Genomic DNA, 14,259 nt, shown 5'->3' with positions numbered 1-14,259 from the left:
AGAGGATGCGGGTCTCTCGCGTGTCCCCCCGCCAGGACGGGGGCCGCGCCCGCGGCGCAGCCGCGATCGGATGCAGCAAATCCCGTCAGGACCGCATATAACGCCGAGGCCCGCACCCTCTAGAGGATGCGGGTCTCTCGCGTGTCCCCCCGCCAGGACGGGGGCCGCGCCCGCGGCGCAGCCGCGATCGGATGCAGCAAATCCCGTCAGGACCGCACAACGTCGAGGCCCGCGTCCCCCCGAGGGAAGCGGGCCTTTTCCGCACTCCACGACCCAGGGTGGGCACCTCCTCCGCCGCGGCGGGGAGCCACCACGACGGTGCGGGCCGGCAGTGCCGGCGCCACCGGCCGGTGGCCGGGGAGCGGGGGTCGGCTCTTGACGGGGTCACATTCGCTCGGTACCCAGAAGACAGGGCTCGCTTCCCCTCGGCCCCCCTTCTGGAGGTGGCACATGGCGGCTTCGGTGCGGCATGAGACGCGAGCCCTGCTGCGGGCGCATCTGGCGGCCGCCTCGTCGTACCGGCACCTGACCCGTCACTGCGCGGTCTGCCATCGGCTGCTGCGGCTGGCCATGGACTCCGCCCCGCACTCCGCAGAGGCCCCCGAGGACGCCACGGAGGACGAAGGCCCCGTCGGCGCGTGAGCGACGCCCGGCCCAACGGCCCTTCCTCCGTGGGGCGGTGGAGCGTCCGGCTCCATTAGCGCACCCGCCCCAGTACAAACAACCCGTGCGGTATGTGACGGGAGTCACCGCATAAGTTCCTGAAACAACGGTACTTACACCCCGCCTACAACAAGTCAATTTAATATGTGCAATTGCACCACCCTGGGACACCTCCCACGGCCCTCCCGCGGCCTCCCCCCGACCTCCCTCCGGGCGCATCCACAGCAGATCCGACAGGCCTCCCCAGACTCCGACAAGGCTGCTCACAGAGGCGCCGGTCCCGGTCGATCAAGCCCCATGGACGCACAAAAAAGATCGCGCTGGACCCGGCGGAGTCCAGCGCGATCTACGACGCACCCTGTGTCGCTGCCTGAGAAGTTCTGTCGGCCTGGGCGTGGGCCCCGTTGGGGCAGGTCCCGCGTCGCTCGGAGCTAGGGTTTGGGGCACCTCGGCCAGTTGGGGGACCGGTCGGTTTGCCCGCTATTCAGTTGGTCAGGCCTCGCTGCGCTGCTGCGGAATACCCGCCAGCAGAGCGCGGACCTCAGCCTCGCGATAGCGTCGGTGTCCGCCCAGCGTGCGGATCGACGTGAGCTTGCCGGCCTTCGCCCACCGCGTGACCGTCTTGGGGTCGACACGGAACATGGTGGCGACCTCAGCCGGGGTCAGCAGCGGCTCGGCATCAGGGGTGCGAGCGGTCATGAGCGGCCTCCTCGGGAGAACCGAACCTTCTCGGTTCTTTCCTCTAAATTCTGCACCTTGACCCGCGTTGCCCGAAATGGCGGACGCGAGTCGAGTCGGTTATAGGACGAACGGCTTGTCCTCGGCACTACAACTACACCATCTGTCCAGCCGCGTCGGCCAAACCGATGGAATTGCCCTCCCAGGTAGTCATCAGCCGCGGAAGCCGATGGACCATGCCATAGCGGACAGTCACGCCACTGTGACGATCAGTCACATGACGATCAGGAGTCACCAGACCCCCCAAAGCGCGTGCAATGCTGAGATTCCGCCCACAGTGCACCACACATGGACGGAAGGAGCCCTCCCCGGACTCCTTGTCCTATTTTGGCACGAGGAGTGGCAAGAGGCGCAAGAGCCGTGTAAGTGCGGTCCGTCACCCTTGACGCAAAAGCCCGGATCGGGACCAACGTCCCGTGCGTTCACTGAAGTGCCGTCAACGTACGTTGTTTCATGCCATCTGGGCCGTGACGTACATCACTCAACACTCATACGTCACCGAGGTGTCATCCGACTGTCACACCATCACATGACCTGACACTCAGTACGGAGCAGTCGGCATTCGTACTCAGTTCGCGGACCGTCGGTCCCGCACCGCCCGCCACCGCTCCACCAGCCGCCCGTACGCCTCGCCGGCCGTGGCCCCGTCGCCCAGCCGCAGCGCCTCGATGCCGGCCGCCACGTCGGCCGCCGAATGGTCGTCCTCCAGGTCACCGGCCGGCAGGGCGTGCACCAGGCCGCCGTAGTCCAGCTCGACCAGCGAACGCGGATGGAACTCCTCCAGCCAGCGGCCCACGTCCACCAGGCCGTCGATCAGCGGCCCTTCCTCGATGGCGTCCTTGAGCGTGCGCAGCGCCCGGGCCACCCGGCGCCGGGCCTGCACCATCGGCGTGCGGTAGCGCAGCATCGGCGGGATCTCGCCGGTGCCCTTCTCGTACCGGCGCTCCTCGTCGGAGACCAGCACGAACCAGTTCAGCGGCACCTGCCAGGTCGCGGTACGGATCCAGGGCCGGGAGTCGGGGTTGCGGACCAGCCACCGCTCGTAGTCCATCGTGGCCTGCCGGCGGACCACCGGGGGCAGCATCGCGTCCAGGACCGTGTTCGGCAGTTCTTCGGGCAGCTCCTGCAGGGCCTGCCAGCCACGCAGCCGGGTCCGCCACGGGCACACGCACACGACACCGTCGACCTCCAGGACGAAGGCGTCACTGCTCTCCTGCACCGGCACCGGGATCGGCGGGGTGGGCAGCAAGTCGGCCAGCGCGCGCCGGAGTTCGTCCTGGTAGGAGGGTCGGTCGGGGCGGCGCGCGTAGCGCGTCCAGTGGCCGCGCTCGGGCTCCGGGAAGGCGGCCAGCGGCTCGTACACACGCAGGTAGGTCGCATAGGGGACGACCACCGAGGACACCTTGGGCACGCCTGCTCCCTCCCCATCGGACCGGGCTCGAAACCAGCGGGACCCACTACGGAGCAGCCGCGAAACCACAGCAAATCGTCCCACGCTCATACGTGCACACGCGGCGCGGGAGAGTGATCCTGAACACGGCGCGGATGGTGGGCAGGCAATAGCTCTACGCTCATGCCAGGCTCCCGCCACCCGTACGGGAGCCCCCCGCTTCCACCCGCCGCGAACACAACCGGGAGTCACCACAGTGACCGACGTTTCCACCGGCGTCCTGCACACCCTGTTCCACTCGGACCAGGGCGGTCACGAGCAGGTCGTGCTCTGCCAGGACCGCAAGAGCGGCCTCAAGGCCGTCATCGCCATCCACTCCACCGCGCTGGGCCCCGCCCTCGGCGGCACCCGCTTCTACCCGTACGCGAACGAGGAGGAGGCCGTCGCCGACGCCCTCAACCTGGCGCGCGGGATGTCGTACAAGAACGCCATGGCCGGTCTGGACCACGGCGGCGGCAAGGCCGTGATCATCGGGGACCCCGAGCGCGACAAGACCGAGGAGCTGCTGCTCGCCTACGGGCGGTTCGTGGCCTCGCTCAGCGGCCGGTACGTCACCGCCTGCGATGTCGGCACGTATGTCGCCGACATGGACGTCGTGGCCCGCGAGTGCCGCTGGACCACCGGCCGTTCCCCGGAGAACGGCGGCGCCGGCGACTCCTCCGTGCTCACCGCGTACGGCGTCTACCAGGGCATGCGGGCGAGCGCCCAGCACCTGTGGGGCGACCCCTCGCTGCGCGGTCGCGCCGTCGGCATCGCGGGCGTCGGCAAGGTCGGCCACCACCTGGTGGAGCACCTGCTGGAGGAGGGCGCCCGGGTGGTGATCACCGACGTGCGCCGGGAGGCCGTCGGCCGGATCTCCGACCGGCACCCCCAGGTCCAGGTCGCCGCCGACACCGAGGCGCTGATCCGCGTCGAGGGCCTCGACATCTACGCGCCCTGCGCGCTCGGCGGCGCCCTCAGCGACGCGTCGGTACCGGCGCTGACCGCCAAGGTGGTGTGCGGGGCGGCCAACAACCAGCTCGCCCACCCCGGCGTCGAGAAGGACCTCGCCGACCGCGGGATCCTCTACGCGCCGGACTACGTGGTGAACGCCGGCGGGGTGATCCAGGTCGCCGACGAGCTGCACGGGTTCGACTTCGACCGGTGCAAGGCCAAGGCGGCGAAGATCTTCGACACCACGCTGGCCATATTCGCTCGTGCGAAGGACGACGGAATTCCGCCTGCCGCGGCGGCCGACCGGATCGCCGAACAGCGGATGCACGAAGCGGCAACAGCTGGTGGACGCTGACCGAACGCCGGGTTTCCGCACGGATTTCCGGTACCCGCCGGCGGGCAGTTGGAGAGAACTCTCACGTTCGTCGGCGGGTCGCCCGCCAGGAAGTGGTTAAAATCGTCGTTGACCAGCGGGGACGGGGCGCCTCGCGGGTCGTGCAGCCAGGCGCGTGGTGCGGGCGACGTACCGTATGGGCGCGGGCTCAGGTACCGTGGAAGCCCTACGGACCGGTCTCTCCGAGGAGAGTCCGTTCCGGACCATGAACGCGTGTCAGACTCTGGGGCCGTCGAGCCCCGTCACCGAGGGGGTCGAGCCATGGGGCGCGGCCGGGCCAAGGCCAAGCAGACGAAGGTCGCCCGCCAGCTGAAGTACAACAGCGGTGGGACTGACCTGTCACGTCTGGCCAGCGAGCTGGGCGCTTCGACTTCGAGCCAGCCGCCGAATGGCGAGCCGTTCGAGGACGACGACGAGGACGACGACCCGTACGCCCAGTACGCGGATCTCTACAACGACGATGACGACGAGGACGAGGACGACCAGTCCGGTCCCCAGTCTCAACATCGTCGCGGTGCGTAATGCCCGCGGCTGCTTAGCCGTTCACTGACCCGGTCCGGGGTTCTGACGCCGGACCGGGTTTTGTGCTGGCCTCACGGGGCTCCGCCCGAACCCTGCTCCTCCAACGCCGGAGGGGCTAGTTCGGCGCGTAGTCGCCCACCATCTCCGCGCCCGTGGTGTGCTCGCCGCGCTCGGTGATCTCGCCGGCCACCCATGCGTCGACCCCGCGGTCGGCCAGTGTGGCCAGCGCCACATCCACCGATTCCTGCGGGACCATCGCGATCATGCCGACGCCCATGTTGAGCGTCTTCTCCAGCTCGAGCCGCTCGACCTCGCCGGTCCGGCCGACCAGGTCGAAGATCGGGTCCGGCGTCCAGCTGGCGCGGTCGACGCGCGCGTGCAGGTGATCCGGGATCACCCGGGCCAGGTTCGCGGCGAGTCCACCGCCGGTCACATGGCTGAAGGCGTGCACCTCGGCGGTGCTGATCAGGGCCAGGCAGTCCAGCGAGTAGATCTTGGTCGGCTCCAGGAGTTCCTCGCCGAGGGTGCGGCCGAGCTCTTCGACGTGCGCGTCGAGCGCGAGCCCCGCCTGGTTCAGCAGGACATGCCGGACCAGGGAGTACCCGTTGGAGTGAAGCCCGGAGGACGCCATGGCGATCACCGCGTCACCCGTACGGATACGATCCGCGCCGAGCAGCCGGTCGGCCTCCACCACGCCCGTACCGGCGCCGGCCACGTCGAAGTCGTCCGCGCCGAGCAGGCCCGGGTGTTCGGCCGTCTCGCCGCCCACCAGGGCGCAGCCGGCCAGCACACAGCCCTCGGCGATGCCCTTGACGATCGCGGCGACCCGCTCGGGGTGGACCTTGCCGACGCAGATGTAGTCGGTCATGAAGAGCGGCTCGGCGCCGCACACCACGATGTCGTCCATGACCATGGCGACCAGGTCGTGGCCGATGGTGTCGTACACGCCCAGCTGTCGGGCGATGTCGACCTTGGTGCCCACGCCGTCCGTGGCGGAGGCGAGCAGCGGGCGCTCGTAGTGCTTGAGGGCGGAGGCGTCGAAGAGGCCGGCGAAGCCGCCGAGGCCGCCGAGGACCTCGGGACGCTGCGTCTTCTTCACCCACTCCTTCATCAACTCGACGGCGCGGTCGCCCGCTTCGATATCAACACCGGCAGCCGCGTAGGAAGCACCGGGAACAGCACCCGTCGCCGGAGGCGACTGATTGTCTGCAGCAGACATTGCCTGGGATCTTTCGGGTTGGTTGCTACGGGGCTTACGGGCGACGGATCGCGTCGGCCGCGGCCGTGGCTGCCGGACCGGCGGCCAGTTCGGTCTCCAGGAGCTGCTTGCCCAGCAGCTCGGGGTCCGGGAGCTCCATCGGGTACTCGCCGTCGAAGCAGGCACGGCAGAGGTTCGGCTTGGCGATGGTGGTCGCCTCGATCATGCCGTCGATGGAGATGTAGGCCAGGGAGTCGGCGCCGAGCGAGGTGCCGATCTCGTCGATGGTCATGCCGTTGGCGATGAGCTCGGCGCGGGTGGCGAAGTCGATGCCGAAGAAGCAGGGCCACTTCACGGGCGGCGAGGAGATCCGGATGTGCACCTCGGCGGCGCCCGCCTCGCGGAGCATGCGCACCAGCGCCCGCTGGGTGTTGCCGCGCACGATCGAGTCGTCGACGACGACCAGCCGCTTGCCCCTGATGACTTCCTTCAGCGGGTTCAGCTTCAGACGGATGCCGAGCTGCCGGATGGTCTGCGAGGGCTGGATGAAGGTCCGGCCGACATAGGCGTTCTTGACCAGACCGTTGCCGAACGGGATGCCGGAGGCCTCCGCGTAGCCGATGGCGGCCGGGGTGCCGGACTCCGGGGTCGCTATCACCAGATCGGCGTCGACCGGGGCTTCCTTGGCGAGTTTCCGCCCCATCTCCACCCGGGAGAGGTAGACGTTCCGGCCGGCGATGTCGGTGTCGGGCCGGGCCAGGTACACATACTCGAAGACACAGCCCTTGGGCTTCGCATCCGCGAATCGTGAGGTGCGCAGACCGTTCTCGTCGACGGCGACGAACTCGCCCGGCTCGATCTCGCGCACGTAGCTGGCGCCGCAGATGTCGAGGGCGGCGGACTCGGAGGCGATGACCCAGCCGCGCTCAAGGCGGCCGAGGACCAGCGGGCGGATGCCCTGCGGGTCACGGGCGGCGTAGAGGGTGTGCTCGTCCATGAAGACGAGCGAGAAGGCGCCCCGGACCTTCGGCAGGACCGCGTGCGCGGCCTCCTCGATGGTCAGCGGCTTGCCTTCGGCGTCGACCTGGGCCGCGAGGAGCGCGGTGAGCAGGTCGGTGTCGTTGGTGGCGGCGACCCGGGTGGACCGGCCGTGGGTGTCCTTCGGGAGGTCGGCGACCATCTCGGCGAGCTGCGCCGTGTTGACGAGGTTGCCGTTGTGGCCGAGCGCGATCGAGCCGTGCGCGGTGGCACGGAACGTCGGCTGGGCGTTCTCCCACACGGAGGCGCCGGTGGTCGAGTAGCGGGCGTGACCGACCGCTATATGACCCTGGAGCGAGCTGAGGGAGGTCTCGTCGAAGACCTGGGAGACCAGCCCCATGTCCTTGAAGACGAGGATCTGGGAGCCGTTGCTGACCGCGATACCCGCGGATTCCTGGCCCCGATGCTGGAGGGCGTACAGCCCGAAGTACGTGAGCTTGGCGACCTCTTCGCCGGGAGCCCAGACACCGAAGACGCCGCAAGCGTCCTGGGGTCCCTTCTCGCCGGGGAGCAGATCGTGATTGAGGAGACCGTCACCACGTGGCACGACACCGAGTGTAGGCGAGATCGACCACTGGTCCGAATTGGGGATACCCGGCCGTAATGGGTCCACGACCGGGGACGCGGTTGTGGGTTTCTCCATTTCCGCTGGTCAATGCGGTGGGAGGAATCTCCAGCCGGGGCACGTTCGTGCGGACCTGTGCCCGCGCAACCCCCTCACACCGTATCTCTGAGTGAGGTGTCGCACATCATTCGGGGCGCCGGAGGTCATTTCCTGGACAGCTCGACCCGGTCGCCGTCGGCGGTGGTGAGGGTGAGTTTCCTGCCGTCGGCCCGGGTGGTGAGCGGCCCCGCGGTGAGCGTGCGGGCGAGGGCGCGCTCGAAGGTCATGCGGGTGTTGTCGCAGGCCATGCGGGTGGTGCGGGCGTTGCTCAGCCGGATCCGGTCGTCGGTGAGCTTCGCCGTGGCGCTGAACTGGTTGCACCCGTAGCTGCCGGCGGCCTTGCCGTCGTCGATCTTCACGTGGGCATGTGCCGGGGCGCGCCGGGTGGTGCCGTCCACGGTCACGCTGTCGACGGTCCACTCGATCCCGGTCACCGATGGCTGGGTCCCCACCGAGACACCCGCTTTCTCACTGCCGCAGGCCACCGCGAGCGGGACGAGCACGGCGGCCGCCGTCATGGTCAGGGTCCTACGCTGCGTGCGCTGCTTGTACCCGTACATGCCGGTTCGACGGAACACCCCGGCTGATCGGTTCCCTCAGCTCATGAGGGGCAGCAGGGCCCCGAGGTCCGCCCGCTCCCCGCTGGCGCCGACCTTGGCGTCCGCCAGGGCCTCCTTCCACTCCAGCCGTCCGGTGGCCAGCCGGATCCAGGTGAGCGGATCGGTCTCGACGACGTTCGGCGGGGTGCCCCGGGTGTGCCGGGGACCTTCGACGCACTGCACCACGGCGTACGGCGGCACCCGCACCTCGGTGGAGCCGCCGGGGGCCTTGACCGCGAGCGCGTCGGCGAGCAGCCGGGTGCAGGCGGCCAGGGCCTGCCGGTCGAAGGGCACCTCCGGTCCCGCGACAGCCGCGTTGAGGTCGTCGGTGTGGACGACCAGCTCGACGGCCCGGGTCACCAGGTAGTCGTCCAGGGACATGGCGCCGGCGCTGGTGGCGAGCAGCCGGGCGCCGGGGTGTGCGGCGAGCAGGGCACGGAGCGTGTCGTCGGCCTCGGCGAGGTAGGCGTCGAGGTCGGGGTGGCCGTCGGCGAGCCGCCGGGTGAAGTCGGAGATCGCCGAGGAGTTGACGGCGGTCCGGAAGGGCCAGTCGAGAAGGACCGCGTCCGCCGTGGCCGGCTCGGGTTCGTCCAGGGCCCGCTGGACGGCGGTGACGGCCATGCCGATGTGGGCGACGAGGTCCCGAACGGTCCACTCGCCGAGCCGGGTGGGGAGCGCGAGCTGCTCGGGGGTGAGGCCCGCGACGGCCTCTCGCACGTTGCCGAACTGGGCGAGGACCGCGGCGCGGGTCTTGGCCGGGTCGTAACGGCGGGCACGCTTCTTGGCCTGAGGCATGGCGGTGAGCCTATTCATGGGCGCAGCTTCACGGCGAACGAGTAGAGGCGGGTGATCTGGTCGCCGCTGTCGTTGTCGTCGGAGACCAGGTAGAGCGGGCGCCAGCCCTTGTACCGGCCGGAGGTCCAGGGGGTGCCGAGGGCCATGCCCTCCGCGTTGTCGACGAGCGGGTGCTCCGGGGAGGAGGACGGGACGGCTACCTGGCCGGGGCCGCCGACAGGGCAGGTCGCCAGGTCGACGACCAGTTCGGTACTGGCGAAGATCTTGGCCGGCTGGTGCCAGAGGGAGGTCATGCCGGACACGTCCGCGGCGTCGGCGACGGAGAGCTGCACGATCCGGATGGCCGTGCCGAGGCCTGCGGTGTACTGGCGTTCCAGGGCGAGGAGATGCCCGTCGTCGTCGATGGCGGTCAGCTCGGACAGGTACATGCCGTCGTCGGCCAGGAAGGCGTACTGCCAGTCCGGGGTGTAGCTGCCGCCGGACGTGCCCGTGTAACGCTGGATACGGATGATGCCCCGGCCGCGCTGGTCGCCGTCCTCGGCGAGTGGGGCCTCCCAGCCTGCGTAGAGATGGCGGCCGTCCGGGGAGGCGGTCAGGGACTCGATGCTGCGGCCGGTCTGCGCGGAGCCCTGGGGCCAGTAGCGCAGTTCCTTGCGGATGGGGAAGTCCTTGCCTATCTGCCGGCCGGTGGCGATGTCGAAGCGGCGGATGGCCGGTCCGGTCTCGGCGGCGATCAGCATCGTCTTGCCGTCGGAATTGCCGCCCCTTTCGATGACCATGGCCTCGCCGTCGTACCAGTCGTCGAACAGCTTGCCGTCGGCGTGGCGCAGGGGCACCGCGGTGTCGGCGCTGGGGCTGAGATGGAGGGGGGACCCCAGAGTGAGCGGCCAGACCCGGCCCGGGGAGTTGTCGGCGAGCGCGAGGGCCTTGACGTTCTCGCCCTGTGAGACCAGGGCGAGGGCGGACAGGCCGTAGAGCTTCTCGTAGTCGACGTTCACCTTGTTCAGCTTGTCGGAATGATCGAGCAGTACGGCGCGGGGCGCCGCGGCGTCGGACGGCGAGGGGACCGCGCAGGGACCGGCGGCGGCCGCCGGGTGGGCGTCACGCCACCAGTGGACGAGTGGCTGGGTGCCCAGGCCGAGGACGAGACCGAGGGCGCCGGCGGTGACGGACAGGACGGGGGTGCGGATGCGCTGCCAGCGTGTGGGAGGGGATGGCGGGGGGCCCATGATCCGCCGGGGCGATACCGCGGCGTTGTGGACGAAGCCGAGTGCGCCGACGCCGTTGTGGTCTTCGTCCTGTGGTTCCTGTGGCACCTCGGGTCTGATGGCGACGATACGTTTTCTGACCTCCTGGAAGAGGTCGCGCAGACCCAGCATCTCCGGGCCGTCGGCCAGCCCCTGGCGCATGACGTCGACCAGGGCGCCGGTGAACAGGGTGCAGCGTTTGGGGTCGGGGGCGTGGGAGGGCCGGTCGCGCGGTGCGGAGGTCATGACGTAGGCGCCCTCGACGTCGTGCAGCGTCTGCAGGGCCGTCTCGACGTCCTGGCGGTGGCCGTCCGTCATCTCCGTCAGGACCTGACCGCTGAAGCAGCAGTCGAGGATCAGGACCCGGCGCAGCGCGGAGCCCGTGTCGCGGATGGCGCGGCGGACGTCGCTGGAGCGGACACAGGTGTCCGGCTGGTCCTCGACCGAATCGGGCAGGGTGAGGAGCAGCTGCCGTTCGTGGCGGTCGATGAGCCCGTGACCGGCGTAGTAGACGATCAGGGTGTCCTCGGCGAGCTCGGCCGCCTGCCGGATCGGGCGGACCAGGTCGGCCGGGGAGGTCGGGTTGGGGACCGAGCGGATCCGCTTCTGGTCGTCGGGGACGCCCCAGATATCCGGGTCCGTGAGCGCGGCCCGCAGCTCCGTGAGGTTGTGCTTGACGCTGCGCAGCGGGTCCAGGTGGGCGTAGTTGTCCACTCCGATCAGCACACATGCGGAGCGCTCCGGGTCGATCCGGCCCAGACTCTCGACCATGGGCGTCTGTGCGGTGCCCGTCACCGCGGCTCCCCGTCCGAGTCGTCGGCCTCCCGGAACCTGCGCAGCAGTTCCGCCACCTGGTCGGGGTCGGCTGTGGTGATGTCGATGCTGAACCGGGACCGGGGCCGGTGGCTCCGCCGCCACGCCAGATACGACAGGTGGAGCTGGCCCACGCCGCTCACGGCGGACAGCACCGCGAGAACGGCGTCCAGGCCGGGGCCCATCCGGCCGGCGTCGGCGTCGGCTTCGGCTTCGGCTTCGGCGACCCGGGTCACCCGGATCTGGCCGCGCAGGGCGCGGTCGGCCGCCAACCAGTCGTACAGGGACAGCAGTTCTTCCTCGCGAGTAGTACCCGCAGCCTCGAACCTGATCTCCATCCGGCCGCTCCCCCAGCTCGCTCACGGATGTGTCCGACTGTCCAACTACCCCACGGACATCGATAGTTGGCAAGTCACTTTTTCCCGGAGGGTAGCGGTGAAACCCCTGCGTCCGAAGAGGTGGCCCTACTCCTTCACGGCATATCCCCGTAGCCCCTTTTCGACCAGGCCGAAGGCGGCGCAAGCGCGTTCCGGGGCGTCGGCGGCGATGATGTCGATGTCCTCGCCCTCGGCGAGCCTGCGCTGGTGCTCCTCGATGAGGGCGTTGCGGGCGTTGCTCAGCATGGCGGCGGCGATGGTGGCGAGCATCAGGTCGCCGGTCTCCTCGGCCAGCAGGGCGGCCATTTCCCGGGTGCCCTTCTGCATGGCGAGGAAGACGCGCTCCGTCAGTGCGGGCGTCTCCAGGATGAGTCTGCGCAGCTGGTGGGAGACCGGATCGGCGTGCAGGCCGATCGAGGGGTCACGGTTCTCGACCATCTCGAGGAACTGCCGTCGCACGGCCTCCACCGCGGAGTCCCCGGGCCGCCGGTCCCGTACCGCGCGCGCCGCGTCGCCGAAGTGTTCCTCCACGGGCGCGAAGATCAGGTCCTCTTTCGAGCCGAAGTAGTTGAAGACGGTCATCTTGGAGACCTCGGCCGCGTCGGCGATCTCCTGCACGGAGACGGCGTCGAAACCTCGCTCGACGAAGAGGGCGATCGCGGTGCGGAGGATCCGGCTCGCCGTCTGCTGCTTCTTGCGCTCGCGCAGCCCCATCTCCTCAGCCATGAGAGCACCGTACCAAGGCGAAATTTAGGTCGGGATGAAATATGATCTCGGATGAAAGATTGACCGGGTACACGTTCATCGGGCATGGTGCTGCCATGACCGAGACCCAGCGCAAAATAGGGCTGTTCGTATGCTTTGTGACGATTGTTCTGGCCGTGCTCGACACCCAGATCGTGTCCGCGGCGGCCGTCCCGATCGTCCGGGACCTCGACCCCGAGCACGGCATCGGCAAGATCCCGTGGCTGGTCAGCGCGTACGCGCTCGCGACGGCCGCGGTGCTCCCCCTCTACGGCAAGCTGTGCGACGTGTTCGGCGCCAAGCGGGTCCTGCTCGGGGCCGTCGCCACCTTCCTGGCCGGGTCGGCGCTGTGCGGTGCGGCCCGGTCGATCGGGGAGCTGATCGCGGCCCGGGCGGTGCAGGGCCTGGGCGCGGGCGGGCTGATGAGCGTGACGATGGTGGTGCTCGCCCAGCTCCAGGGACCGCGGCAGAAGAGCGGAGGCGCCGGGATGGGTGGGGTCGTGGCCGGCGGCGGAATGGCACTCGGACCCTGGATCGGCGGCCTCCTCGCTGACCACGCCGACTGGCGCTGGGTCTTCTACGTCAACCTGCCCCTGGGCCTGACCGTCCTTGCGGTGGGCGCCGCGGTCCTCAAGCTCCCCCGGCAGGACGTGAAGCACGCGATCGACTACCCGGGCGCGGCGCTGGCCGCGCTCTTCGCCACGGCGCTGCTCGTGGTCACCGACTGGGGCGGCAAGAAGTACGCCTGGTCCTCACCGGAGATCGCCGGTCTGCTGGTGATCGGCGTGGCGGCCCTCGCCCTCTTCCTCCACCGCCAGCGCACCGCCCCCGAACCGATCCTCCCGCTGTCCATGTTCCGCATCCCCGAACTCCGCTGGGGCTTCGCCGTCCAGGGCCTGATGGGCGCCGCCATGATGGGAGCGATCTACTACGCCCTGCTGTACGTCCAGATCGTCCGGGGCGTGCCCAGCTCCGGGGCCGGCCTCTACCTGCTCCCCCTCGCCGTCGGCATGTCCGCCGTCGGTGTCTTTGCGGGCAAGCTGGCCGAACGCGGCTGGTCCGAGCGCACGTTCGTGATCAGCGGCGCAGCAGTCTCCTGCGTGGCCTTCCTCCTCCTGGCCACCACCGGCACGGACACCTCCCTGTGGCTGCTGCGCGCGGAGCTGTTGCTGATGGGCGTCGGCTTCGGCCAGCTCATCGGCCAGCTGATCGTGCTGGTCCAGGAGGCCGCACCGCCCCTCCAGCTCGGCGTCGCCACCACCGCGATCCGCTTCTTCCAGACCCTCGGCCAGGCCTTGGGCGCGGCCCTCTTCGGCACGATCGTCATCCGCCTCTACGACGGACCGGGCGGCACCCCGGACGCGGTACCGCACCTCACGGGCACGGCCAGGACGGCCGGCATCGAGGCGTATGTCTCCGCGACCGACACGGTGTTCCTGTGCGCGGCGGCGGTGATGGCGCTGTGCGTGCTGCTGGCGTCGCGGCTGCCGAAGGCGCGGGTGCGGGAGGCCGTACCCGCGTGAGGGCGGTCAGCGGGGCGTGATCACCCAGTGGTTGCTGTGGATGACTCGGTCGGCGAAGTCGACGTCGACCTCACCGAGGAGGCGGAAGCCCAGGGATCTGCAGATGCCGTTCGAGGCGCCGTTGGCCGTCGCCGGGAAGGCATGGATGTCTCCCCAACGGTCCTCGTCCCGGGCCTGTCGGAGGAGGGCGCGGGCGGCGAGCTTGCCGAGGCCGCGGCCCTGGAACTCGGGGAGGACCATCCAGCCGATCTCCGACATCGGCTTCCCGTCCTCGTCGTGCGCCCAGACGCACACATGGCCCGCGACAACCTCGGGGGCACCAGGATCAGGGACGATCATCTTGATCCAGGAGGTACCGGCCGCCGCCGCCTCGGCGTCCCGGCGCACCTTGTCCTTCATGCCTTCGCTGGGCAGCGGCCCGCCGAGATCCTTCATCATGACGGGATCGCAGCGCATGCGGACATAGGCATCCACGTCGTCCGGGGTGACATCACGCAAGTACATGTCAGAAGGATGAGGTGTCCGAGGACGTCGTACATGGAAAACGACCCCGCCTGTCCG

Annotated in this window: 14 protein-coding genes; 4 read left to right on the top strand and 10 right to left on the bottom strand. The window is 69.6% G+C overall.

Going from position 1 to position 14,259, the window contains the following annotated elements; all coding sequences use genetic code 11:
* Positions 1-450 precede the first annotated feature (450 nt).
* Positions 451-642, top strand: a complete 192-nt coding sequence (locus tag AB0D59_RS02610; RefSeq protein WP_362559777.1) for a DUF6274 family protein — start codon at positions 451-453, stop codon at positions 640-642.
* A 513-nt stretch (positions 643-1,155) separates the two neighbouring features.
* On the opposite strand, the gene bldC is transcribed toward AB0D59_RS02610, so the two are convergent.
* Positions 1,156-1,362: a developmental transcriptional regulator BldC gene (gene bldC, locus AB0D59_RS02605; protein ID WP_003949541.1), complete on the bottom strand. Its 207-nt coding sequence runs from the start codon at positions 1,360-1,362 to the stop codon at positions 1,156-1,158.
* A gap of 607 nt (positions 1,363-1,969) precedes the next feature.
* On the bottom strand, positions 1,970-2,812 hold the full coding sequence (locus tag AB0D59_RS02600; RefSeq protein ID WP_362559774.1) for a hypothetical protein: 843 nt from the start codon (positions 2,810-2,812) through the stop codon (positions 1,970-1,972).
* Between the two features lie 235 nt (positions 2,813-3,047).
* On the opposite strand from AB0D59_RS02600, the gene AB0D59_RS02595 reads away from it, so the two are divergent.
* Together AB0D59_RS02595 and AB0D59_RS02590 are read left to right on the top strand one after the other, a co-directional pair.
* On the top strand, positions 3,048-4,139 hold the full coding sequence (locus AB0D59_RS02595; protein ID WP_362559772.1) for a Glu/Leu/Phe/Val dehydrogenase dimerization domain-containing protein: 1,092 nt from the start codon (positions 3,048-3,050) through the stop codon (positions 4,137-4,139).
* A 300-nt stretch (positions 4,140-4,439) separates the two neighbouring features.
* Positions 4,440-4,700, top strand: a complete 261-nt coding sequence (locus tag AB0D59_RS02590) for a DUF3073 domain-containing protein (protein WP_351937593.1) — start codon at positions 4,440-4,442, stop codon at positions 4,698-4,700.
* Between the two features lie 115 nt (positions 4,701-4,815).
* Here AB0D59_RS02590 and purM read toward each other — a convergent pair whose 3' ends face one another.
* The 7 genes from purM to AB0D59_RS02555 all read right to left on the bottom strand — a co-directional run bounded on the left by purM (position 4,816) and on the right by AB0D59_RS02555 (position 12,157).
* Positions 4,816-5,919, bottom strand: coding sequence for a phosphoribosylformylglycinamidine cyclo-ligase (gene purM, locus AB0D59_RS02585; protein WP_362559769.1), 1,104 nt, complete (start codon positions 5,917-5,919; stop codon positions 4,816-4,818).
* Between the two features lie 34 nt (positions 5,920-5,953).
* Entirely contained in the window at positions 5,954-7,483 is a 1,530-nt protein-coding gene (gene purF / locus AB0D59_RS02580; protein WP_362559766.1) for an amidophosphoribosyltransferase, read from the bottom strand.
* A gap of 221 nt (positions 7,484-7,704) precedes the next feature.
* The gene (locus AB0D59_RS02575; protein WP_362559763.1) at positions 7,705-8,118 is read right to left on the bottom strand and encodes an META domain-containing protein; all 414 of its coding nucleotides are present in this window, start codon (positions 8,116-8,118) and stop codon (positions 7,705-7,707) included.
* 78 nt (positions 8,119-8,196) lie between these two features.
* On the bottom strand, positions 8,197-8,994 hold the full coding sequence (locus AB0D59_RS02570) for a sterol carrier family protein (protein WP_362559761.1): 798 nt from the start codon (positions 8,992-8,994) through the stop codon (positions 8,197-8,199).
* A gap of 14 nt (positions 8,995-9,008) precedes the next feature.
* Positions 9,009-11,036, bottom strand: a complete 2,028-nt coding sequence (locus AB0D59_RS02565) for an esterase-like activity of phytase family protein (protein ID WP_362559758.1) — start codon at positions 11,034-11,036, stop codon at positions 9,009-9,011.
* On the bottom strand, positions 11,033-11,392 hold the full coding sequence (locus AB0D59_RS02560; RefSeq protein WP_362559756.1) for a hypothetical protein: 360 nt from the start codon (positions 11,390-11,392) through the stop codon (positions 11,033-11,035). The genes AB0D59_RS02565 and AB0D59_RS02560 overlap by 4 nt, the downstream gene beginning before the upstream one ends.
* A gap of 126 nt (positions 11,393-11,518) precedes the next feature.
* Positions 11,519-12,157: a helix-turn-helix domain-containing protein gene (locus AB0D59_RS02555; RefSeq protein ID WP_362559754.1), complete on the bottom strand. Its 639-nt coding sequence runs from the start codon at positions 12,155-12,157 to the stop codon at positions 11,519-11,521.
* A gap of 95 nt (positions 12,158-12,252) precedes the next feature.
* Between AB0D59_RS02555 and AB0D59_RS02550 the strand changes: the two genes are divergently transcribed.
* Positions 12,253-13,698, top strand: a complete 1,446-nt coding sequence (locus AB0D59_RS02550; RefSeq protein WP_362559751.1) for an MFS transporter — start codon at positions 12,253-12,255, stop codon at positions 13,696-13,698.
* A 6-nt stretch (positions 13,699-13,704) separates the two neighbouring features.
* On the opposite strand, the gene AB0D59_RS02545 is transcribed toward AB0D59_RS02550, so the two are convergent.
* Complete coding sequence (locus tag AB0D59_RS02545; RefSeq protein ID WP_362559749.1) at positions 13,705-14,202, bottom strand: GNAT family N-acetyltransferase; 498 nt, start codon at positions 14,200-14,202, stop codon at positions 13,705-13,707.
* Positions 14,203-14,259: the final 57 nt, after the last annotated feature.

It is taken from the genome of Streptomyces sp. NPDC048417 (assembly GCF_040651615.1).
In the GTDB taxonomy this organism is placed as follows: domain Bacteria; phylum Actinomycetota; class Actinomycetes; order Streptomycetales; family Streptomycetaceae; genus Streptomyces.
Note: the sequence above shows the minus strand (reverse complement) of the source record. Positions and strands in the feature narration are given on the sequence as shown.